The sequence below is a fragment of the Arthrobacter sp. B1I2 genome, assembly GCF_030816485.1.
Taxonomy (GTDB): domain Bacteria; phylum Actinomycetota; class Actinomycetes; order Actinomycetales; family Micrococcaceae; genus Arthrobacter.
In genome coordinates this window covers 3,667,259-3,689,953 of the sequence record NZ_JAUSYC010000001.1, presented here as the reverse complement: position 1 = coordinate 3,689,953, position 22,695 = coordinate 3,667,259, and the positions used below count along the sequence as shown (strand labels likewise).

Below are 22,695 nucleotides of genomic sequence, written 5' to 3'. Positions count from 1 at the left end.
GGAAGCGTGCCAGAACTGAACAACCTCGAACCGCAGCGCAACGACCCCACTTTCCCCAACATTTGGCAGGAACTGAAGTGGCGTGGGCTGGTCCATGTCTCCACCGACGAAGGAGAGCTCGAAAAGCTCCTCGCCAATGGGCCGGTCACGTACTATTGCGGGTTCGATCCCACCGCGCCGAGCCTGCACCTGGGGAACCTTGTCCAGCTCCTGGTCATGCGGCGTCTTCAGCTGGCCGGGCATAAACCGCTTGGACTGGTGGGCGGCTCCACCGGCATGATCGGCGATCCCCGCCCCACAGCGGAGCGCACCCTCAACACCAAGGAAACGGTGGCTGAATGGGTGGGCTACCTTCAGGCCCAGGTCAGCCGGTTCCTCAGCTTCGAGGGGGATAACGCCGCCAGGATGGTAAACAACCTGGACTGGACCGCACCCCTGAGTGCCATCGACTTCCTGCGTGAAGTGGGCAAGCACTTCCGCGTTGGAACGATGTTGCGCAAGGACGCCGTGGCATCCCGCCTGAACTCGGACGAAGGCATCAGCTACACCGAGTTCAGCTACCAGATCCTGCAGGGCATGGACTACCTCCAGCTCTACCGCGACTACGGCTGCGTCCTGCAGACCGGCGGCTCGGACCAGTGGGGCAACCTCACCAGCGGTACGGAACTGATCCGCAAGGTGGAGGGCAAGAGCGTCCACGCCCTGGGAACGCCGCTCATCACCAACTCTGACGGAACCAAGTTCGGCAAGAGCGAGGGCAACGCCATCTGGCTGGACGCCGGCATGTGCAGCCCGTACGCCTTCTACCAGTTCTGGCTCAACACCGCCGATGCCGACGTGGTGGACCGGCTCAAGGTGTTCACGTTCCTGACACGCGCCGAAATTGAAGAGATTGCCGTCTCTGTGGCCGAGCGTCCGTTCGCCCGCGAGGGCCAGCGGAAGCTCGCCTTTGAAGTGACTTCACTGGTGCACGGGGTTGACGCCACCGAAAAGGTGATTGCTGCTTCCGCGGCACTTTTTGGGAACGGGGACCTGGCCGCATTGGACAAGGCAACCCTGCAGGCGGCGACGTCGGAACTTCCTTCCACAATGGTGCAGGTCGATGGGATGGGGATTATCGACCTGCTGGTGGCGTCCGGTCTTTCCGAAAGCAAGTCAGCCGCCCGGCGGACAGTGGGCGAAGGCGGCGCCTACGTCAACAACGAGAAGGTGTCCGATCCCGAGGCTGTGATCTCCGAGTCCGAACTTCTGCACGGTCAGTACCTGCTCCTGCGCAGGGGCAAGAAGAACCTGGCAACTGTTGAAGTGCTGGTTCCCTAGCACCTCCGGGTCCTGCATGCACGCCTTCCGGCAGCCGATTTGCACGGCTGTTGGGGGGCGTGTATTGTTTTCTGAGTCGCCGCCGCTGAGTGGCGACAAACCCCCAACTGATGAGAAGCAATTCTTGCCGCGCACAGCGTGGATTTGGAGAAATTGCTGCTTGTTTTGCTGGGCGGATTCATTCCACCAAGTGAATTCCGGGAAAATGACCGGATTTGCGAAAGTGAATATGAATGAAATAAGATTGAAACATCGCAGCGAAGAAATACGGAACAGAAATTCATTTGGTGAATTGTTCCGGGAATATTCGAATGTGTCTGTTGTTTGAGAACTCAATAGTGTGCCAAGTTTGTTGATACCAATTGTTTTATGAATTGGTTGATTGTGCTGTGCCGCCACCTCCGTGGTTGGCATGGTGTTTTTAGCTGGTTTCAAATTTTGTGCAGCCGTTTCCGCCGTTATTTCCGGTGGTTGCGGTTGTGTCTGTTTTACTTCAACGGAGAGTTTGATCCTGGCTCAGGATGAACGCTGGCGGCGTGCTTAACACATGCAAGTCGAACGATGATCCGGTGCTTGCACCGGGGATTAGTGGCGAACGGGTGAGTAACACGTGAGTAACCTGCCCTTGACTCTGGGATAAGCCTGGGAAACTGGGTCTAATACCGGATATGACCGGCCGCCGCATGGTGGTTGGTGGAAAGCTTTTGTGGTTTTGGATGGACTCGCGGCCTATCAGCTTGTTGGTGGGGTAATGGCCTACCAAGGCGACGACGGGTAGCCGGCCTGAGAGGGTGACCGGCCACACTGGGACTGAGACACGGCCCAGACTCCTACGGGAGGCAGCAGTGGGGAATATTGCACAATGGGCGCAAGCCTGATGCAGCGACGCCGCGTGAGGGATGACGGCCTTCGGGTTGTAAACCTCTTTCAGTAGGGAAGAAGCGAAAGTGACGGTACCTGCAGAAGAAGCGCCGGCTAACTACGTGCCAGCAGCCGCGGTAATACGTAGGGCGCAAGCGTTATCCGGAATTATTGGGCGTAAAGAGCTCGTAGGCGGTTTGTCGCGTCTGCCGTGAAAGTCCGGGGCTCAACTCCGGATCTGCGGTGGGTACGGGCAGACTAGAGTGATGTAGGGGAGACTGGAATTCCTGGTGTAGCGGTGAAATGCGCAGATATCAGGAGGAACACCGATGGCGAAGGCAGGTCTCTGGGCATTAACTGACGCTGAGGAGCGAAAGCATGGGGAGCGAACAGGATTAGATACCCTGGTAGTCCATGCCGTAAACGTTGGGCACTAGGTGTGGGGGACATTCCACGTTTTCCGCGCCGTAGCTAACGCATTAAGTGCCCCGCCTGGGGAGTACGGCCGCAAGGCTAAAACTCAAAGGAATTGACGGGGGCCCGCACAAGCGGCGGAGCATGCGGATTAATTCGATGCAACGCGAAGAACCTTACCAAGGCTTGACATGAACCAGTAAGGCGCAGAAATGCGTCCCCCACTTTGTGGCTGGTTTACAGGTGGTGCATGGTTGTCGTCAGCTCGTGTCGTGAGATGTTGGGTTAAGTCCCGCAACGAGCGCAACCCTCGTTCTATGTTGCCAGCACGTGATGGTGGGGACTCATAGGAGACTGCCGGGGTCAACTCGGAGGAAGGTGGGGACGACGTCAAATCATCATGCCCCTTATGTCTTGGGCTTCACGCATGCTACAATGGCCGGTACAAAGGGTTGCGATACTGTGAGGTGGAGCTAATCCCAAAAAGCCGGTCTCAGTTCGGATTGGGGTCTGCAACTCGACCCCATGAAGTCGGAGTCGCTAGTAATCGCAGATCAGCAACGCTGCGGTGAATACGTTCCCGGGCCTTGTACACACCGCCCGTCAAGTCACGAAAGTTGGTAACACCCGAAGCCGGTGGCCTAACCCCTTGTGGGAGGGAGCTGTCGAAGGTGGGACTGGCGATTGGGACTAAGTCGTAACAAGGTAGCCGTACCGGAAGGTGCGGCTGGATCACCTCCTTTCTAAGGAGCACCTACAACCGTTCCTGTCCTGGTGTATGCCGGGGTGTGGGGGTTGTCAGGAGTAAAGGCCCGTTGCATGGACGTTCGTTCCGTGGCGGGTGCTCAAGGGTGGAATATCAACAAATAGCGGCTGTGGTGTTGTTTCCTTGTCCCAGTACGAGCCAGTGATGGTTCTGGAACGGTGGGGGAGTGATGGCATGGTTTAGTGTTTGGCACACTGTTGGGTCCTGAGGCAACAGGACCGCGGGTTTCTTCCCTTTCCCTTTCGGGGGTGGGGGGCGGCTGTGCGGGACTTTGTTTCTGGTTTTCCTGGCCGCGCCGATCACACACGAGTGTGTGTGGGGTGTGTGGTTTGGGGTTGTTGTTTGAGAACTACATAGTGGACGCGAGCATCTTGTATAAGAAGCAATTTCCAAGATATATGAACCTGGATCTGTTGTTCTGCCTTTTGGGGTGGAGCAGTGGTTTCCGTGGTTCTCTCGAAATTAGTTTTTGATCTTTGTGGTCAAGTTTTTAAGAGCACACGGTGGATGCCTTGGCATTAGGAGCCGAAGAAGGACGTAGGAATCTGCGATAAGCCTGGGGGAGTCGATAACCGGACTGTGATCCCAGGGTGTCCGAATGGGGAAACCCCGCTGAGCGCGCGAGTGACTTGGTGACCCGTACCTGAACACATAGGGTGCGTGGGGGGAACGCGGGGAAGTGAAACATCTCAGTACCCGCAGGAAGAGAAAACAATAGTGATTCCGTTAGTAGTGGCGAGCGAACGCGGATCAGGCTAAACCGTTCCATGTGTGATAGCCGGCGGGCGTTGCATGGTCGGGGTTGTGGGACTTTCCGTACTGTCTCTGCCGGGACAGTGGGGTGTGATGTGCGCGCATAGGTGAACGGTTTTGAAAGGCCGGCCAGAGAGGGTGTTAGTCCCGTAACCGTAATGTGTTTGTACCGCCTGTGAGAGTATCCCAAGTAGTACGGGGCCCGAGAAATCCCGTGCGAATCTGTCAGGACCACCTGATAAGCCTAAATACTCCCTAATGACCGATAGCGGACCAGTACCGTGAGGGAAAGGTGAAAAGTACCCCGGGAGGGGAGTGAAACAGTACCTGAAACCGTGTGCTTACAATCCGTCGGAGCCAGTCTGATTCTGGTGACGGCGTGCCTTTTGAAGAATGAGCCTGCGAGTTAGTGTTACGTCGCGAGGTTAACCCGTGTGGGGCAGCCGTAGCGAAAGCGAGTCTGAACAGGGCGAGTGAGTGGCGTGATCTAGACCCGAAGCGAAGTGATCTACCCATGGCCAGGTTGAAGCGACGGTAAGACGTCGTGGAGGACCGAACCCACTTCAGTTGAAAATGGAGGGGATGAGCTGTGGGTAGGGGTGAAAGGCCAATCAAACTTCGTGATAGCTGGTTCTCCCCGAAATGCATTTAGGTGCAGCGTTGCGTGTTTCTTGCTGGAGGTAGAGCTACTGGATGGCTAATGGGCCCTACAAGGTTACTGACGTCAGCCAAACTCCGAATGCCGGTAAGTGAGAGCGCAGCAGTGAGACTGTGGGGGATAAGCTTCATAGTCGAGAGGGAAACAGCCCAGACCACCAACTAAGGCCCCTAAGCGTGTGCTAAGTGGGAAAGGATGTGGAGTTGCGAAGACAACCAGGAGGTTGGCTTAGAAGCAGCCACCCTTAAAAGAGTGCGTAATAGCTCACTGGTCAAGTGATTCCGCGCCGACAATGTAGCGGGGCTCAAGTACACCGCCGAAGTTGTGGATTTCAAATAGTAGCCAAGCCGCCCACTTGTTGGGCTGGTTCAGGCGTTTGGAGTGGTAGGGGAGCGTCGTGTGGGCGGTGAAGTCGCGGTGTAAACCAGCGGTGGAGCCTACACGAGTGAGAATGCAGGCATGAGTAGCGAAAGACGGGTGAGAAACCCGTCCGCCGAATGATCAAGGGTTCCAGGGTCAAGCTAATCTGCCCTGGGTAAGTCGGGACCTAAGGCGAGGCCGACAGGCGTAGTCGATGGACAACGGGTTGATATTCCCGTACCGGCGAAAAACCGCCCATGCTGAGCGGGGGATACTAACTGCCCGAAGCCTGCCCAATCACCCTTGTGGTGTGCGGGTTTTGGTGGAGCGCAGGACCTGATCCCGGGAGGCAAGCGTATTAACAGGTGTGACGCAGGAAGGTAGCCGAGCCGGGCGATGGTTGTCCCGGTCTAAGGATGTAGGGCGAGTGGTAGGCAAATCCGCCACTCATATAAGCCTGAGATCTGATGGGACCCCCGTTTGGGGGGATTTGGTGATCCTATGCTGCCGAGAAAAGCATCGACGCGAGGTTTTAGCCGCCCGTACCCCAAACCGACACAGGTGATCAGGTAGAGAATACCAAGGCGATCGAGAGAATTATGGTTAAGGAACTCGGCAAAATGCCCCCGTAACTTCGGGAGAAGGGGGGCCCCAACCTTGATGGACACTTGCTGTCCGGAGGGGATCGGGGCCGCAGAGACCAGGGGGAAGCGACTGTTTACTAAAAACACAGGTCCGTGCGAAGTCGCAAGACGATGTATACGGACTGACTCCTGCCCGGTGCTGGAAGGTTAAGAGGACCGGTTAGCCGCAAGGCGAAGCTGAGAATTTAAGCCCCAGTAAACGGCGGTGGTAACTATAACCATCCTAAGGTAGCGAAATTCCTTGTCGGGTAAGTTCCGACCTGCACGAATGGAGTAACGACTTCCCCGCTGTCTCAACCATAAACTCGGCGAAATTGCAGTACGAGTAAAGATGCTCGTTACGCGCAGCAGGACGGAAAGACCCCGAGACCTTTACTATAGTTTGGTATTGGTGTTCGGAGTGGCTTGTGTAGGATAGGTGGGAGACGTTGAAGCCCGGACGCCAGTTCGGGTGGAGTCATCGTTGAAATACCACTCTGGTCACTTTGGACATCTAACTTCGGCCCGTAATCCGGGTCAGGGACAGTGCCTGATGGGTAGTTTAACTGGGGCGGTTGCCTCCTAAAAAGTAACGGAGGCGCCCAAAGGTTCCCTCAGCCTGGTTGGCAATCAGGTGTCGAGTGTAAGTGCACAAGGGAGCTTGACTGTGAGAGAGACATCTCGAGCAGGGACGAAAGTCGGGACTAGTGATCCGGCGGTACATTGTGGAATGGCCGTCGCTCAACGGATAAAAGGTACCTCGGGGATAACAGGCTGATCTTGCCCAAGAGTCCATATCGACGGCATGGTTTGGCACCTCGATGTCGGCTCGTCGCATCCTGGGGCTGGAGTAGGTCCCAAGGGTTGGGCTGTTCGCCCATTAAAGCGGTACGCGAGCTGGGTTTAGAACGTCGTGAGACAGTTCGGTCCCTATCCGCTGCGCGCGCAGGAAATTTGAGAAGGGCTGTCCTTAGTACGAGAGGACCGGGACGGACGAACCTCTGGTGTGTCAGTTGTACTGCCAAGTGCACCGCTGATTAGCTACGTTCGGATGGGATAACCGCTGAAAGCATCTAAGCGGGAAGCTCGCTTCAAGATGAGATTTCCATACACATTCATGTGTGAGAGGCCCCCAGCCAGACCACTGGGTTGATAGGCCGGATGTGGAAGCGAGGACTAACGACTCGTGAAGCTGACCGGTACTAATAGGCCAACAACTTACACCACACAGAACATACAAATTCTGCTTGCGTCCACTATGTGGTTCCCAACCAACAACCCCGCCCAACGGGACAACTGTTGAACAGGAACCAACAACTGAATACACAACACCACAATGTTGTAACCACAGATTTCCCCCCACCCAGGCCAACACCACGGGTGCGCGGGAGCAAGGGTTACGGCGGTCATAGCGTGGGGGAAACGCCCGGTCCCATTCCGAACCCGGAAGCTAAGACCCACAGCGCCGATGGTACTGCACCCGGGAGGGTGTGGGAGAGTAGGTCACCGCCGGACAACCATTACGGTCGAGGCCCCAACCACACGGTTGGGGCCTCCCACATTTAAACAACCACCACCACCAAGAACAGACCCGCAGCCCCCGGACCCGCAGCCCCGTGCCCCGCCGCGCCACCCCAGTTGCTCCATCACCTATGGCCCCTAAACCCACCAGATAAGGACCACACCTGATAGAGCAACACAAAAACCCAGGCAGGACCTGCGCGGGCGCCGGCTGTGAAGATGGCCACGATACCGCTGCCAGGGGTCCCGCTGTCCCGGGAGATTTGGTGGCTCCACTAGAATTGATGAAGATGTACGGACTTCGAAGCGCTTGATTTCGGGTTGCGTAGGAAACGAAACGAGCGGCTGCAGTTGCGCCAGTGGCGGCTCACAACAGGAGGAATCCATATGGCCGAGCACAACGGCGGCAACCGCGGTAATGACCGTGGCGCGTTCCGCGGCAACAACAATTCCGGCGGGGATCCCCGCGGATTCCGGTCTCGGTCGGACCGCGACGGCAACAGCTCCACGCGTGGTGGCTCTGCCGGCGGCGGTGAGCGGAAGCCTTTTGGTGATCGTGATCGTAAGCCGTTTGGTGACCGTCCGCGCCGTGATGGCGAGGGTGCTGGCGCTGGCGGTGAGCGTCGGCAGTTCGGTGATCGTGACCGTAAGCCTTTTGGTGATCGTGATCGTAAGCCGTTTGGTGACCGTCCGCGCCGTGACGGCGAGGGTGGCGGCGCCGGTGGTGAGCGTCGGCAGTTCGGCGACCGTGACCGTAAGCCGTTTGGTGACCGTCCGCGCCGTGACGGCGAGGGTGGCGGCGCCGGTGGTGAGCGTCGGCAGTTCGGCGACCGCGACCGTAAGCCGTTTGGTGACCGTCCGCGCCGTGACGGCGAAGGTGACCGCCGCGGTTTTAGCGGCGGTGCCGGCGACCGTGACCGTAAGCCTTTCGGCGACCGTGACCGTAAGCCGTTTGGTGACCGTCCCCGTCGTGAGGGCGAAGGTGACCGACGCGGTTTCGGCGGCGAGAACCGCAAGCCGTTCGGGGACCGGCAAGAACGGGCACCGCGCGGCTTCGATCGCGGTGACCGTGCCGACTCCGGCCCCCGCGGCTTTGGCCGCGACCGCCAGGAGGAGCGCCCTGCCCGCGTTCCCAACGCCGCCGACCTTCGCAGCGCCAACCGTCCTGACCGTGAACGCTCGCCCGAGATCGATGAGGATGTCACGGGCAAGGAACTGGACCGCGCCACCGGGCACCAGATCAAGACCCTGGAGCCGAAGAGCGCCGAGTGGGTGGCCCGCCACCTGGTGATGGCCGGCCGCCTCATCGATGACGAGCCCGAGCTTGCCTTCCAGCATGCGCTTGCCGCCAGCCGTCGTGGTGGACGGCTCGCAGCCGTCCGCGAGGCCGTTGGTCTGACTGCCTACGCTGCCGGCCACTACGGTGAGGCACTCCGCGAGTTCCGCACCTTCCGCCGGATCAGCGGTTCGAACGTGCACCTGCCCGTGATGGCTGACTGCGAGCGTGGCCTGGGGCGCCCCGACCGTGCCCTCGATGTTGCGCGCTCCGAGGAAGCCCAGGACCTTGACGCTCCCGGCAAGGTGGAACTGGCAATCGTTGCAGCCGGTGCACGGACCGATCTCGGCCAGCTGGACGCGGCAGTAGCAGAACTTGAAATCCCGCAGCTGGACATCAACCGTGCCTTCTCCTACAGCCCGCGCCTTTTCCGCGCCTACGCCGATGCACTTGCAGCGGTGGGACGCCAGGAAGAGTCGGAAAAGTGGAGCCGCCAGGCCGTGGTGGCAGAGAACGCCCTGGGCCAAGGCGCTGACCAGGAGCCCGAAATCATCGACCTCGGCTGGGACGAGGAAGAAGAGGCACGGGAAGAGGCTGAACGTCGCAGGATGCTGGAGCGTTCCTCCAGGGCCGCCGAGACCGAAACCCCCGCCGAGACCGAAGAAACCCCCGCCGAAACCCTTGCCGGCGGTTCCCCAGCGGCTGAAGCGGAAAGTGGCAACGCCACCGAAGCGAACGCAGCCCAGGACAGCAACCTCGACGACCAGGACGCCGACTACTTCGTCTCGGACGACGCCGAATCGGACCAGGACTCGGTGGAACCTGACGAGCTCGATTCCGCAGCTGCCGGGGAGTCCGACGCGCAGGACAACGCAGACGTCCGGCACGACGAAGAACGCCGGGAAGACTGAGCAGGCATGAATGACGTTTCACTGGTCTCCCGCTTCGATGCGCTCCTCGCCGACCTGGACGGCGTGGTCTACGCCGGGCCGCATGCCATTCCCGGAGCCGTGGATTCGCTGAAGCAGCTCTCCGGCCTGGGTATCGGTCTGGGCTATGTGACCAACAACGCCTCCCGCTCCCCGGCAGAGGTTGCAGCCCATCTGCGTGAGCTCGGTGCGCCCGCCGAGGACAACCAGGTGGTCAGTTCCTCCCAGGCCGCGGCCGAGCTGCTCGCCTCGCTGCTGGCACCCGGCGCAAGGATCCTCATCACCGGCAGCCCGGCACTTGCCCGGGAAATTGAGCTGGTGGGCCTGGTGCCCGTGGGCAGCCAGGCCGAGGAACCGGTAGCGGTGGTCCAGGGCTTCAGCCCCGCCATCGGGTGGAAGGACCTGGCGGAAGCCACGTACGTGGTGTCCGCCGGTGCCCTCTGGGTGGCCACCAACACGGACATGTCCATTCCCCAGGCGCGCGGCATCGCCCCAGGGAACGGCACCCTTGTTGCCGCCGTTGCCGCCGCCACAGGTCATCAGCCCAGGGTAGCGGGCAAGCCCGAGGCACCGCTGTTCCATTCGGCAGCCAAGCGACTCGGTGCCGAGCGCCCCCTGGTGGTGGGTGACCGGCTGGACACGGACATCCTGGGCGGCAACAATGCCGGCTTCGCCACCGTGGCGGTCCTGACCGGCGTCGACACACGCGAAACCATCCTGGCCGCGCGGTCTGCCGAACGGCCCAACTACATCATCGAAAACCTGACGGGCCTGCACCGCCCCTACCCCGAAGTGACGAACGACGACGGCACCTACACGTGCGGCCAGTCGACGGCGCGCGTGGCCAACGGAGCGGTGGGCATCATTGGCAGGCAGGACGACCTTGACTCCTGGCGGGCTGCCTGTGCAGCCTGGTGGGCTGAGACGCCGGACACCGCAGCCCCGAAGTCGCCCAAGCTGGTGTGGCTGGATCACTAGACTGGTTCAATGACTGAGCTGACCGAACCGGACGACGCGACAGCACAGCCGGCCCCGGAATGGCCGCAGCCAGGTGCACAGGTCATCACCGATCCGCAGGTGGCGCAGGCCCTGGCCACGCTTCCCGACATACCAGGTCTGCCTGCCGCGGATCACGAAAGCGTCTATAACGGGCTCCACGATGAACTGCTGGCCGCCCTCAACAGCGATCCCCCAGACGGCGACCCCTCCGGGACCAATCCCGTCGGCGGTGCAGCCTGATGCCGGTGCGCCTCGACCAGGCACTGGTGGCGCGCGGGCTTGCGAGGTCGCGTACGCACGCCGCGTCGCTGATCGCCGACGGCAAGGTCAGTTCCGGCGGCCAGGTCCTCGCTAAAGCCTCCCTGCAGGTGGACGACAGCCGGGACCTCGCCGTCGAACACGATGACCAGGACACTTACGCCAGCCGGGCGGGCCACAAGCTGGCCGGGGCCCTCGACGCCTTCCCCGAGGTTTCGGCGCAGGGCAAAAGGTGCCTTGACGCCGGTGCCTCCACCGGGGGCTTCACCGACGTCCTGCTTCGGCGGGGTGCCGCGCACGTGGTGGCGGTCGACGTCGGTCACGGCCAGCTGGTGGCCCACCTCCGCGACGATCCGCGCGTGGCAGTCCACGAGGGCATGAACGTGCGGTACATGGCCCCGGAGGACATAGGCGGGCCGGCGGCACTGACGGTCGCAGACCTGTCGTTTATCTCCCTCACCCTCGTAGTGCAGCCGCTGGCGGACTGCACCGAACCCGGCGGCGATCTGGTGCTGATGGTCAAGCCGCAGTTCGAGATCGGCAAGGACCGCCTGGGCCGCACCGGCGTGGTCACGTCTGAGCGCGAGCGGCGGATGGCCGTGGAGAAAGTGGCCCGGGCAGCGCTCGAGGCAGGCCTCGACCTGCGCGGCCTCGCGCAGAGCCCGCTGCCGGGCCAGGACGGAAACGTCGAATACTTCCTGTGGATAAGACGCAGGATCAGCAAAGACTTGCCTAAGATCGAAGAGCGAGAGGCAGCAGCCGCTGCCTTGCTCGGACAAATCTGGCCGAACCACTAGAGAGCGGAACCTGATGAGCAGGCGTGTACTGGTCCTTGCCCACACCGGCCGCGAGGAGTCACTGAAAGCGGCCTGGGAAGCCTGCGCCCTGCTGCACGCTTCGGGCATGGTCCCCGTGATGCAGGAGTCCGAGCTGGGGGACATGGAACGGTTCTTCGGGCACCTTGCCCAGCCCGTGGAGGTCCTCCACGACCACGTCCAGCTGCCTGACGTCGAACTCGTCATGGTCCTCGGCGGCGACGGAACCATCCTGCGGGCCGCCGAACTGGTCCGCGAGGTGGATGTGCCGCTGCTGGGCGTCAATCTGGGCCACGTGGGTTTCCTTGCCGAAAGCGAGCGGGCGGACCTTGCCCAGACCGTCGAGTGGATCGCCAGCCGCGAGTACACGGTTGAAGAGCGGATGACCATCGATGTCCAGGTGTGGGTCCGCGGCCAGAAGATTTGGCACACATGGGCGCTCAACGAGGCCGCCATCGAGAAGGCCAACCGGGAACGGATGCTCGAAGTGGTCACCGAGGTGGACCAGCGCCCGTTGACGTCCTTCGGCTCCGATGGCATCGTGCTGGCCACCCCCACCGGGTCCACGGCCTATGCGTTCTCCGCGGGTGGACCGGTGGTCTGGCCGGAGGTGGAGGCCCTGGTGATTGTCCCCATCAGCGCCCATGCGCTCTTCGCCAAACCCCTCGTCGTGTCACCGCGGTCGAAGCTCGCCGTGGAGGTACTGAGCCGCACCGACGCCCAGGGCGTGCTGTGGTGCGATGGCCGGCGCTCCGTGGACCTGCCGCCCGGCGCCCGCGTGGAAGTGACCAAGTCCGCCACTCCCGTCCGGCTGGCCCGCACCCACCAGACGCCGTTCTCCGCCCGCCTGGTCCGCAAGTTCGAGCTGCCTATCCACGGCTGGCGCGGACCGGTACCCAAGTCCGATGCCGTGCACACCGGCCCCATCCCCATTGTGCGGACGCCACGGCCCATGCCGCCGTTGCCTGTACCGCATGCGGAAAATCCGGACAGCGATCCCGATCCGTCGACTGCAAAGTGAATCCATGCTTGAAGAACTGAGAATCCGCGATCTCGGCGTCATCACCGACGCAACCCTTCCGCTCGGCCCGGGACTGAGCGTCGTGACCGGCGAAACCGGTGCGGGCAAGACCATGGTGGTGACCGCCGTCGGGCTGCTGCTGGGCGCCCGTTCGGATGCCGGGGCCGTCCGCACCGGCGCCAAGAGCGCCACCGCCGAGGCGGTGCTGAAGCTCGACGCCGGGCATCCCGCCATTGCCCGTGCCCTTGAGGCCGGCGCCGAAGCGGAGGAGGTCGACGGCGGCGCTGAGCTGATCCTGGCCCGGCGCCTGGGTGCGGATGGACGCAGCCGCGCGTTCCTGGGCGGCCGGGCGGCGCCGGTGGGCGTGCTGGCCGAGATCGGTGAGTCCCTGGTGGTGGTGCACGGCCAGTCCGACCAGATCCGGCTCAAGAGCGCTGCAGCGCAGCGCGAAGCCCTGGACAAGTTCGCCGGCGGCAACCTGGCCGGTCCGCTGGCCGCGTACCAGGAGCTGTACGGCCGATGGAAGTCCAGCCAGGCCGAACTGGACAACCTGCGCAACGCCGCCCGCGACAGGCTCCGCGAGGCCGAATCCCTGGAGGCAGCCCTCGCCGAGATCGATGAGGTTGATCCGCAGCCGGGGGAGGACGAGCTGCTGAAGGCCGAGGCCGTGAAGCTTGCCAACGTGGAGGAACTGCGGATCGCTGCGAGCACCGCACACCAGGCACTCATTGCCGAGGACTTCGGCGACACCGGGGACGCCACCACACTGGTGGATTCCGCCAAACGGACCCTGGAACATGTGGCGGAGCATGATGCGCAGCTGGGCTCCGCTGCCGCCCGGCTGGCCGAGGTGGGCTTCCTGCTCAATGACATCGCCACCGAGCTGGCCAGCTACCAGGCCAGCCTGGACTCCGAAGGCCCGGAACGCCTGGCCGAAATCGAGGACCGGCGCGCCGCCCTGGCCAGGCTGGTCCGCAAATACGCCCCCACCATCGACGAAGTGCTGGAGTGGGCGGACAAGGCCCGCGTCCGGTTCGACGAGCTGCAGGACGATTCCTCCCGCATCGAGGCCCTGGATGCAGATGTGGTGCGCGCCGAAGCAGAACTGAAGAAGCAGTCAGCGGCCATCAGCAAGATCCGCGCCAAGGCTGCGAAGGACCTGTCCGGCCGCGTCAGCGCGGAGCTCAAGGCCCTGGCCATGGCCGACGCCACGCTGGTGATCAACCTGGAGCCGGCTGGCCAGCTGGGCCCGCACGGTGCCGACGAGATCAGCTTCCTGCTGCGGCCGCATTCCGGTGCCCCGGCCCGGCCGCTGGGCAAGGGCGCGTCCGGCGGCGAACTGTCCCGCGTGATGCTGGCCATCGAAGTGGTGCTTGCCGCCGTCGATCCCGTCCCCACATTCGTCTTCGACGAGGTGGACGCGGGCGTTGGCGGCCGTGCCGCCGTCGAGATCGGCCGCAGGCTGGCCATGCTGGCACGCCACGTGCAGGTGCTGGTAGTCACGCACCTTCCGCAGGTGGCCGCCTTCGCGGACCAGCACATCACGGTGACCAAAACCTCCGTCAGGGGAGCCGACGGCGGCACCGCCACCGGGTTCACCTCCAGTGACGTCCGCCTCCTTGACGGCCCGGAACGGGTGCGTGAACTGGCCCGCATGCTGGCAGGCCAGGAAGACTCCGAATCGGCCCAGGCACACGCCCGGGAACTGCTGGATGACGCCAGGCTCCTGCCCCAGCGGGCCTGACGGGGACAACCACGGAAAGGCTGAATTGATGATAGGCTCGAATTCCGTGGTGCAGCGATCAAATTCCCGTGTAAATTCCCGGTTCCCGGGCTCCTCCAAGACGACGAAGCACATCTTTGTCACCGGCGGTGTGGCGTCCTCGCTCGGTAAGGGACTAACGGCCTCCAGCCTTGGTCATCTGCTCCGGGCACGCGGCCTGTCCGTGACGATGCAGAAGCTCGATCCCTACCTGAACGTGGATCCGGGCACAATGAACCCCTTCCAGCACGGTGAGGTCTTCGTCACCGACGACGGCGCCGAAACTGACCTCGACATCGGGCACTACGAGCGCTTCCTCGACGAGAACCTTGAAGGTTCCGCCAACGTGACCACCGGCCAGGTGTACTCCACGGTTATCGCGAAGGAACGCCGCGGCGAATACCTCGGTGACACGGTCCAGGTCATCCCGCACATCACGGATGAAATCAAGCGCCGCATGCGCCTGCCTGCCGAGGTCAAGAACGCCCCCGACGTCATCATCACCGAAATCGGCGGCACCGTAGGCGACATTGAGTCCCAGCCGTTCCTCGAATCCGCCCGCCAGGTCCGCCAGGACATTGGCCGCGGAAATGTCTTCTTCCTCCACGTCTCCCTGGTGCCGTACATCGGCCCGTCGCAGGAACTGAAGACCAAGCCCACGCAGCACTCCGTTGCCGCGCTGCGCTCCATCGGCATCCAGCCGGAGGCAATCGTCATCCGCTCGGACCGGGAAGTGCCCGAGGCCATGCGGGAAAAGATCGGCCGCATGTGCGACGTCGACATCGACGCGGTGGTCAACGCCGCCGACGCCCCCAGCATCTACGACATCCCCAAAACTCTGCATAGCCAGGGACTGGACTCCTACATCGTCCGGGCCCTGGACCTGCCCTTCAAGGACGTGGACTGGACCAGCTGGGACAAACTGCTTGAAGCCGTCCACAATCCCAAGCACCACGTCGAGATTGCCCTGGTGGGCAAATACATCGACCTTCCCGACGCCTACCTCTCGGTCACGGAAGCGCTGCGCGCCGGCGGCTTCGCCAACGACACCAAGGTCAAGATCCGCTGGGTCCCGTCCGACGATTGCGAGACCCGGGAAGGTGCCATCAAGGCGCTCGACGGCGTGGACTGGCATCTGCGTGCCCGGCGGTTTCGGCATCCGCGGACTCGAAGGCAAGCTCGGCGCACTGAAGTTTGCCCGCGAAACCAAACTGCCCGTGCTGGGCCTGTGCCTTGGCCTGCAGTGCATGGTCATCGAGTACGCCCGCAACGTAGTGGGCCTGGAGGGCGCTTCCTCCAGCGAGTTCGAGCCGGACTCCAAGTACCCGGTCATCGCCACCATGGAAGAGCAGCTGGAGTACGTTGAAGGCCGCGGCGACCTCGGCGGCACCATGCGCCTTGGACTCTACGAGGCCAAGCTTGATGAAGGCTCGGTTATCGCCGGAACCTACGGCAAGACCACCGTCAGCGAACGCCACCGGCACCGCTACGAGGTCAACAACAAGTACCGCCAGCAGATTGCCGACAAGGGCCTGGTCTTCTCCGGGACCTCCCCGGACGGCAAGCTGGTGGAATTCGTTGAGCTGCCCGCCGACGTCCACCCCTACTACGTGGCCACGCAGGCGCACCCCGAGCTGAGCTCGCGGCCCACCCGCCCGCACCCGCTGTTCGCCGGCCTGGTCAAAGCTGCCCTTGACCACCAGGGCGCAAACTACCAGGGCGCAGCCGACACGGCTGTACCCGCGGCCGGGGAGCCTGCAGCATCGGGTACCGTTACCGCTAAATAGTCAAGAGAACAAAAAGGACGGCGCGATGCCTGGTACACCTGAAGCCACCCCTGCAAAACAGGTTTCGGATGCACCAAGCCCGCGCCGTCTTTTGTCCACCGAGAAGGTCTACCAGGGCCGGATCTGGGACGTCGTCAGCGACACCTTCCAGCTTTCCGAGTCCGGTGACGCCCTCACCCGCGATTACATCGACCACCCCGGCGCGGTCGCGGTCCTGCCCATGAATGGAGAAGGCCAGGTCCTGCTCTTGAAGCAGTACCGGCACCCGGTGGGCATGGACCTCTGGGAGGTGCCCGCGGGCCTGCTGGACATCGAAGGCGAAGACTTTGTGGTGGGGGCAGCCCGTGAACTCGCCGAGGAAGCGGACCTGGCAGCCGGGACCTGGAACGTGCTGGCCGACGTCTTCAATTCCCCGGGATCCTCCAGCGAGGCCATCCGCATCTACCTGGCCCGCGACCTCACCGAGGTACCGCACCACGAACGCCACGAACGGACCGACGAGGAAGCGGAGATCGAGTTCCACTGGATAGGCCTGGATGATGCCGTGGCGTCTGTCCTGGCCGGCCGCCTGCACAACCCGTCCGCCGTCGTCGGGATCCTTGCCGCCGCGGCCGCCCGGGCCGCCAACTATGAAGGGCTCCGCCCCGCCGACGCCCCCTGGCCCGCACACCCCAGCCAGCGCTGATGGCCGGTCCTTCGGTAAGCGCGGGTCCTTCGGTAGGCGCGGGTCCTTCGGTAGGCGCGGGTCCTTCGACTGAAGCGGCACCGTCTGTCGAGCCGGCTCCGGGTGCGGTAGCGACTGTGCCTGTGGCTGCCCCGGCACACGTCCCTGCCGCCATCGAGCGTGCAATCACCGAATACCTCCAGCACATGGGCGTGGAGCGGGGACTGGCAGCGAACACGTTGGCAGCGTACCGGCGCGACCTCGCCCGCTACGCCCGCTACCTCGCCGCTGCCGGCTGCAGCCGGCCCGAGGACATCACCCGGCACCACGTCACGGGTTTCGTCCGCGCCCTTTCGGACGGTTCCGACGGCGGCTCCACGCTGGGTCTCCGGTCCGCGGCACGGACGGTGGTGGCGGTGCGCGGGCTGCACAAGTTCTGGGCCCTTGAGGGCTACACACCTGCCGATCCGGCCAGCGAGGTCCATCCGCCCATGGCCGGCAAGCGCCTGCCCAAGGCCATCAGCGTGGACGAGGTGACCCGCATCCTCGAAGCTGCAGGAACGGACACCGCCACGGGCTTGCGGGACCGCGCCCTGCTCGAGTTCCTGTACTCCACCGGCGCCAGGATCAGCGAAGCGGTGGGACTGGATGTTGACGACATCTCCCTTGCGGAACCGGAATCCGGGCCAGCCATTGTCCGTCTGTTCGGCAAGGGATCGAAGGAACGGCTGGTGCCGCTGGGCTCCTACGGGGCACGTGCGCTCGACGCGTACCTGGTCCGGGGCCGGCCGCTGCTCGCCGCCAAAGGCAAGGGCACGCCCGCGCTGTTCCTGAATGCCCGCGGCGGCAGGATCAGCCGGCAGAGCGCCTGGACCATCCTGAAGGCGGCGGCGGAGAAGGCCAACATCACCCGCGATGTGTCGCCCCACACCCTCCGGCATTCCTTCGCCACCCACCTGCTTGAAGGCGGCGCTGATGTCCGCGTGGTGCAGGAACTCCTGGGCCACGCCTCCGTGACCACCACTCAGGTGTACACCCTGGTCACGGCCGATACACTGCGCGAGATCTATGCCGCGGCCCATCCGAGGGCGCTGGGGTGAGCGCCGGGGCTCCTGCCGCTGGAGTTTGAACCACTCCGCGAATAGATTCTTCCCGCGACTGTAAGAATCGGCCCGGCCCGGGACACTTAGTCTTCAGGAAGAAGTCATCACGTGTCCGGGGGGAAATACTATGTTGGCACCCGAAGAGCAGGCATTCATCGATCTGCATTCCCAGCATTCGGGGCGGGTCTTCCGGTACATTGCGTGCCGCATCAGCGATACGTCCCGGGCCGAGGAGCTGGCCGCCGATGTGTTCCGGATCGCCTGGGAAAAACAACTGCCGGAGCCACCCGGCATCGGCTGGCTGCTCGCCACGGCCCGGCACTTGCTTGGCAACGAGTACAGGGGCCGCCGCCGCCGGCAGGAGCTTATCGACCGGCTTAAGGAAGAGGCAGCAGGCCAAACCCTCGAAGCGAACGCAGAGGAACAGGACGCCGTCGCTGCCGTGCTCGGGCGGCTGAGGGAGAGGGACCGGGAGGTCCTCATGCTCAGCTACTGGGACGATCTCACTATCCCCGAACTCGGCCAGGCCCTGGAGTGCTCTCCCTCCACGGCAGCGGTCCGGCTGCACCGGGCCCGCCGGGCCTTCGCGAAGGCGGCGCCCGCACACCTCATGACCGCAAGGAAGGACTAGCAATGGACCGCATCGAACAGCTGATGAAAGCCGCAAAGCCCCATGCCGGAGTGCCGGGGTTGGCTCCCGGCAGCAACGCCGCGCGCGGGATTGTCCATTCCCAGGACCCGGATATGGTCTTCTTGGCCGGGAGCACTCCGGCAGGACGCACTCCAGCACGACGAACCGCGGTACGGACCGCCGCCGCAACTGTCCTCGCTGCCGCGGCGGTGGCGGGAGCTGTGGTGGTAGGCGGCACCATCCTGCCGCATCCCGCGCCAGGACCTGCCCAAACCGGCACCGCGCCGGGCATGTCTGCTGGCCCCACAGACTCCTCCACCCCCAGCACGCCAGCCACAGAACCCGCCACCACAGCTCCTGCCGGCACGGCAGCGCCAGCGTTGAGCACGGGCGGTGTCGCCTGCTCCATGGCCAACGTCGACCTGCAGCGCAGCGACCAGCAACGTGCCATCCTGCCGATCCCCGCCGACCAACAGCAGTACTACACCGTTCTGGGCTGTGCCGGCGGCTGGCTCGCCTTTTCCATCTCCGAACAGGGAGCCAGAGCCCTCCAGCTCGACGGCGGCAACGCGTGGTACCAGCTTGCCAAATTGCAGGACGGGAGGTTTCTCTGCGACTTCCAGCAGGTCTACTCCAGCGTCTTCAACTGGGAGTTCCAGGCGATGAACAACCAGGGCCTGACACCCCAACAGGCGATGGACAAGGAATTCGAGCAGAAAGGACTTCCGGTGGAACTTCGTCCGGAACTTGTTGGCGATGGACCGGCCGCCGGATAGCAACGGCTGCCCGCAGCTATAGGGTGGAGCCCATGAGATCCCCGCACGTCACCCTCTGCTTCCTCCTCCGGGAAGGTGCCAACGGTGCGGAGGTCCTCCTTGGGCTGAAGCAAACCGGATTTGGCAAGGGCAAGATTGTGGGCATCGGCGGGCACGTGGAGCCGGGGGAGAGCGACGCGCAGGCCGTAGTCCGGGAAGTCCTGGAGGAAACCGGGGTGGTGCTTCAGGTGCAGGACCTGGCGGACGCCGGATCGGTCCATTTCGTCTTTCCCGCCCGCCCGGAATGGAATATGCGGACCAAGCTCTTCACTGCCCGGACCTGGCAAGGCGAGCCGGCGCCCAGCGAGGAGATCCTGCCTGAATGGTTCCGTGTGGACACGCTGCCTGTGGACCGGATGTGGCAGGACGCGGACCACTGGCTGCCCGTGGTACTGGAAGGTGGCAGGGTGAATGTCGTCGTCACCATGGACACGGACAACGAATCCGTGGCGTCGTCCGAAAGCCTCCTGCCCTAGCCCCGGAGTCAGAGCTCTTAGGCTGTGGTCGGCGGTCGCGGGGGCAATGGCGCAGGGCCGGACGAAATACTTGTCGAACCCGTGTAACCATCCCGGCGGTAACCGGAAACTATACAGTTAGCCTGCACGTCAGGACACTACGCATTCTTCGGGGGGAACCGTGCTTTCAGAGCGCGAGTTGGCGTTTATCGCCTTGTACAAAGACAGCTATCCGCGCATTCACAAATTCGTACATCGGCGCGTTGATGATTCGGAGCTGGCCCAGGAACTGGCTGCCGACGTATTCCGCATAGCCTGGCAGAAGTGGGACGGCGGCCCCAACGTGGAGATCGCGTGGTTGTTTGCGGTTGCCCGCAACGTGATTGGCAACGCCTACCGTGGGCTCGACAGGCGGCGCGCCCTTCAGCAGCGGCTCCAGGCTTTCCCAGCCGATGGCAGTGCCCCGGACAGCGACAACTCCCTGGTGGAGTCAGCCCTGTCGGCGCTGCGTGAGAAGGACCGCGACGTTCTGCAGCTGGCCTACTGGGATGAGCTGACCATCACGGAGATCGCCAAGGTTCTTCAGTGTTCCCAGTCGGCGGCAAAAGTGCGCCTGCACCGGGCCAGAGAAGCATTCCGTAGCCTCTTGCCAGCCCTCTGCACTTCAATCGACCAAAAAGTGGAGGCTTAGCCATGGATGCCATCAAGTATCTCGTCTCGGGCGTGGACCCGATCGGAAGGGACGCTGACGTTCCAGACGGAGCGAGGGTGCTGGCGGATGTTTTTTCGCGGCCGGAGGTCTTTGTGGATCGGGTGCACGTCAATGTACCCACCCTCACTGAACGGAGGGAACGCCGGGCCAGGATTGCGGGAGTCCTCGCAGTCGCAGCTGCGGCAGTGACGACCGGTGTCCTGCTCACCATGAACCTCGGCCCCCTGGCAACCGCGCCTTCCCCGGCCGCGACCTCCACCGCGGAGGCCACTCCCTTCTCCACAGCGAGCACGCGGCCTACCTCGGCTCCAAGCCCAACCGCAACGCCGGCTCCGGAACCACCGGCGTCTACCGCCGCCACTTCTGTTCCACTTGCCGACGAATGGCTAACGTACACCAGTGCCAACGGCAAGGTCAGCTTTGACCATCCCGGGGACTGGACGGTCCTGCGAAGGCCGGAGAACCCGGAGTACCCAGCGGTAGACCTGGATATCAACGATAAGGAGGGAAAGAGAATCGCATCACTCCACTATGGCGCCTCGGGGGGTATCGGCGGTGCATGTGCTTCGCCCGTGCCTTACGAGGTGCTGGATTCTGTGGAACTCCCGCTGCCATACAACGCTTCCGCATCCGATGTCATCCCGCCGAGATTTGCATACCGCGTCCTGCTTGAAGCAGACAGGGTTACGGCCTCCTTCGGTATTACCAGCAGCTCAGCCGGAAAGGACGGAAAGGCGTGCATGTTCTACAACGTAGTCAGCGGTCCCCCGGAGTCAACGTTGTATTCCTTTGCGGACAATTTCCAGGTCTCAGCCGGCGGTGCCCAGAGTACAAACAGCAAGATTTTCAGCTCGCTGAATGAAGCGCGTGCGTACATGCTGACGCCGGAGTACATCAAGGCCAAACGAATGCTGACGTCACTGCGGATCGTCCTAAGCAGGCAGTAGTCGAACGACGGCGGCCCGGCACCAAGGTGGAATTCGCACCAGGGTGCCGCGCCGCCGTCGGACGTTCCCGCCAAATGCTAGGGAAGGTGCCGTTCCTCCGGGCCGATGTACTCGCTCAGCGGCCTGATGAGCGAGTTCGCGTCCAATTGCTCCATGATGTGCGCCGTCCAGCCGGTGATCCGGCTGGCCACGAACAGGGGAGTGAATGTGGGCGTATCAAAACCCATCAGGTGGTAGGTGGGTCCGGCCGGGTAGTCGAGGTTGGGCTTGATCGCCTTTGCCTCGTCCATCGCCGTCTCGAGACCGTTGTAGAGCCCCAGCAGCTCGGGCCGGCCGTAGTGGGCGATCATCTTGTCCAGCGCGGCCTTCATGGTGGGGACCCGGGAGTCGCCGTGCTTATAGACCCGGTGGCCGAAGCCCATGACCTTCTTCTTCTGCGCCAGGGCATCCTCCATCCAGGCCTTTGCCCGGGCTGCCGCTTCTTCCAGGGACTCCTCCTGCCGGATGCCGATCTCGTCGAAGGTGTGCATCACGGCCTCGTTCGCGCCGCCGTGCAGCGGGCCCTTGAGGGCTCCGATGGCCCCGGTGACCGCCGAATGCAGGTCCGAGAGCGTGGAGGTGATCACCCGGGCGGTGAAGGTGGACGCGTTGAAGGAGTGCTCGGCGTAGAGGATCATCGAGACGTTGAAGGCATCCACCACCTCCGGGACCTGTTCCTCGCCGAAGGTCATCCACAGGAAGTTTGCCGAGTAGCCCAGGTCTTCGCGGGGCTCCACAAGCTCCTGTCCGTGGCGGCGGCGCTGGTCGTAGGCCACTACCGCGGGCATGGCAGCGAACAGGTCCACGGCCTTGGCCATGTTGGCTTCCCGGGTGGAGTCCCCGGCCAACGGGTGCCGGGCACCCATGACGGAGGCTGCGGTCCGGCACACATCCATGGGGTGCGCGGTCACGGGCAGGGCATCAATTACCTGCTTGACCACCGGATCGAGGGCGCGGCCGGCGCGCTCCTTCGCGGTGAACTCCGCCAGTTGCTCCCTGGTGGGAAGTTCGCCGTTCCAGAGGAGGTAGGCCACTTCCTCGAAGCTGCACCTCGCGGCGAGCTCCTGGACAGGGTAGCCGCGGTAGAGCAGGGAGTTGGTGTCCGGGTTGACCTTGGAGACGGCGGTGTAGTCCACCACGACGCCGGCAAGTCCCTTTTTGATCTCATTTTCAGCCATGCTGAAACTCCTTTGTTCCTAAAGCCTG

16 protein-coding genes, 3 rRNA genes and 1 pseudogene are annotated in these 22,695 nt (G+C 63.1%); 18 read left to right on the top strand and 2 right to left on the bottom strand.

Going from position 1 to position 22,695, the window contains the following annotated elements; genetic code table 11:
• Positions 1–6: 6 nt before the first annotated feature.
• From tyrS to rrf, 4 genes are all read left to right on the top strand, one after another.
• Positions 7–1,320, top strand: a complete 1,314-nt coding sequence (gene tyrS / locus QFZ57_RS17170; RefSeq protein ID WP_306901060.1) for a tyrosine--tRNA ligase — start codon at positions 7–9, stop codon at positions 1,318–1,320.
• A 493-nt stretch (positions 1,321–1,813) separates the two neighbouring features.
• Positions 1,814–3,338 (top strand): 16S ribosomal RNA (locus tag QFZ57_RS17165).
• A gap of 503 nt (positions 3,339–3,841) precedes the next feature.
• Positions 3,842–6,982 (top strand): 23S ribosomal RNA (locus QFZ57_RS17160).
• Positions 6,983–7,153: 171 nt separating this feature from the next.
• Positions 7,154–7,270 (top strand): 5S ribosomal RNA (gene rrf, locus QFZ57_RS17155).
• Together the 16S, 23S and 5S rRNA genes form the textbook arrangement of a ribosomal RNA operon.
• Before the next feature lie 144 nt (positions 7,271–7,414).
• Here the strand turns inward: rrf and QFZ57_RS17150 are convergent.
• On the bottom strand, positions 7,415–8,614 hold the full coding sequence (locus QFZ57_RS17150) for a hypothetical protein (RefSeq protein ID WP_306901059.1): 1,200 nt from the start codon (positions 8,612–8,614) through the stop codon (positions 7,415–7,417).
• On the opposite strand from QFZ57_RS17150, the gene QFZ57_RS17145 reads away from it, so the two are divergent.
• The 14 genes and pseudogenes from QFZ57_RS17145 (at position 8,567) to QFZ57_RS17080 (ending at position 21,450) form a co-directional block, all read left to right on the top strand.
• Positions 8,567–9,463 carry a hypothetical protein gene (locus QFZ57_RS17145; RefSeq protein WP_306901058.1) on the top strand — a complete coding sequence of 299 codons (897 nt, stop codon included), beginning with the start codon at positions 8,567–8,569 and terminating at the stop codon, positions 9,461–9,463. The genes QFZ57_RS17150 and QFZ57_RS17145 overlap by 48 nt on opposite strands.
• Before the next feature lie 6 nt (positions 9,464–9,469).
• A complete protein-coding gene (locus QFZ57_RS17140) occupies positions 9,470–10,459 on the top strand; it encodes an HAD-IIA family hydrolase (RefSeq protein ID WP_306901057.1) in 990 nt (329 codons plus the stop codon).
• A gap of 9 nt (positions 10,460–10,468) precedes the next feature.
• On the top strand, positions 10,469–10,720 hold the full coding sequence (locus QFZ57_RS17135; RefSeq protein WP_306901055.1) for a hypothetical protein: 252 nt from the start codon (positions 10,469–10,471) through the stop codon (positions 10,718–10,720).
• The gene (locus QFZ57_RS17130) at positions 10,720–11,535 is read left to right on the top strand and encodes a TlyA family RNA methyltransferase (protein ID WP_306901053.1); all 816 of its coding nucleotides are present in this window, start codon (positions 10,720–10,722) and stop codon (positions 11,533–11,535) included. The genes QFZ57_RS17135 and QFZ57_RS17130 overlap by 1 nt, the downstream gene beginning before the upstream one ends.
• Before the next feature lie 13 nt (positions 11,536–11,548).
• Positions 11,549–12,574, top strand: coding sequence for an NAD kinase (locus tag QFZ57_RS17125; protein ID WP_306631706.1), 1,026 nt, complete (start codon positions 11,549–11,551; stop codon positions 12,572–12,574).
• A 4-nt stretch (positions 12,575–12,578) separates the two neighbouring features.
• Positions 12,579–14,318: a DNA repair protein RecN gene (recN, locus tag QFZ57_RS17120; RefSeq protein WP_306901051.1), complete on the top strand. Its 1,740-nt coding sequence runs from the start codon at positions 12,579–12,581 to the stop codon at positions 14,316–14,318.
• A 28-nt stretch (positions 14,319–14,346) separates the two neighbouring features.
• Positions 14,347–16,123, top strand: a pseudogene (locus QFZ57_RS17115) (CTP synthase).
• Positions 16,124–16,148: 25 nt separating this feature from the next.
• Positions 16,149–16,808 carry an NUDIX domain-containing protein gene (locus QFZ57_RS17110; protein WP_306901049.1) on the top strand — a complete coding sequence of 220 codons (660 nt, stop codon included), beginning with the start codon at positions 16,149–16,151 and terminating at the stop codon, positions 16,806–16,808.
• Entirely contained in the window at positions 16,808–17,887 is a 1,080-nt protein-coding gene (gene xerD / locus QFZ57_RS17105) for a site-specific tyrosine recombinase XerD (RefSeq protein WP_306901048.1), read from the top strand. Before QFZ57_RS17110 ends, xerD begins: the two co-directional genes overlap by 1 nt.
• Positions 17,888–18,017: 130 nt before the next feature.
• Positions 18,018–18,521 (top strand): RNA polymerase sigma factor, encoded by a 504-nt coding sequence (locus QFZ57_RS17100; protein ID WP_306631701.1) that lies wholly within the window; start codon positions 18,018–18,020, stop codon positions 18,519–18,521.
• Between the two features lie 2 nt (positions 18,522–18,523).
• Positions 18,524–19,297 carry a hypothetical protein gene (locus QFZ57_RS17095; protein ID WP_306901047.1) on the top strand — a complete coding sequence of 258 codons (774 nt, stop codon included), beginning with the start codon at positions 18,524–18,526 and terminating at the stop codon, positions 19,295–19,297.
• A gap of 32 nt (positions 19,298–19,329) precedes the next feature.
• On the top strand, positions 19,330–19,812 hold the full coding sequence (locus tag QFZ57_RS17090; RefSeq protein WP_306631699.1) for an 8-oxo-dGTP diphosphatase: 483 nt from the start codon (positions 19,330–19,332) through the stop codon (positions 19,810–19,812).
• Positions 19,813–19,972: 160 nt separating this feature from the next.
• Positions 19,973–20,482: an RNA polymerase sigma factor gene (locus tag QFZ57_RS17085; protein ID WP_306631698.1), complete on the top strand. Its 510-nt coding sequence runs from the start codon at positions 19,973–19,975 to the stop codon at positions 20,480–20,482.
• 2 nt (positions 20,483–20,484) lie between these two features.
• Positions 20,485–21,450 carry a hypothetical protein gene (locus QFZ57_RS17080; protein WP_306631697.1) on the top strand — a complete coding sequence of 322 codons (966 nt, stop codon included), beginning with the start codon at positions 20,485–20,487 and terminating at the stop codon, positions 21,448–21,450.
• Between the two features lie 77 nt (positions 21,451–21,527).
• Here the strand turns inward: QFZ57_RS17080 and QFZ57_RS17075 are convergent, their stop codons facing one another.
• Positions 21,528–22,667, bottom strand: coding sequence for a bifunctional 2-methylcitrate synthase/citrate synthase (locus QFZ57_RS17075; protein WP_306631696.1), 1,140 nt, complete (start codon positions 22,665–22,667; stop codon positions 21,528–21,530).
• Positions 22,668–22,695 lie beyond the last annotated feature (28 nt).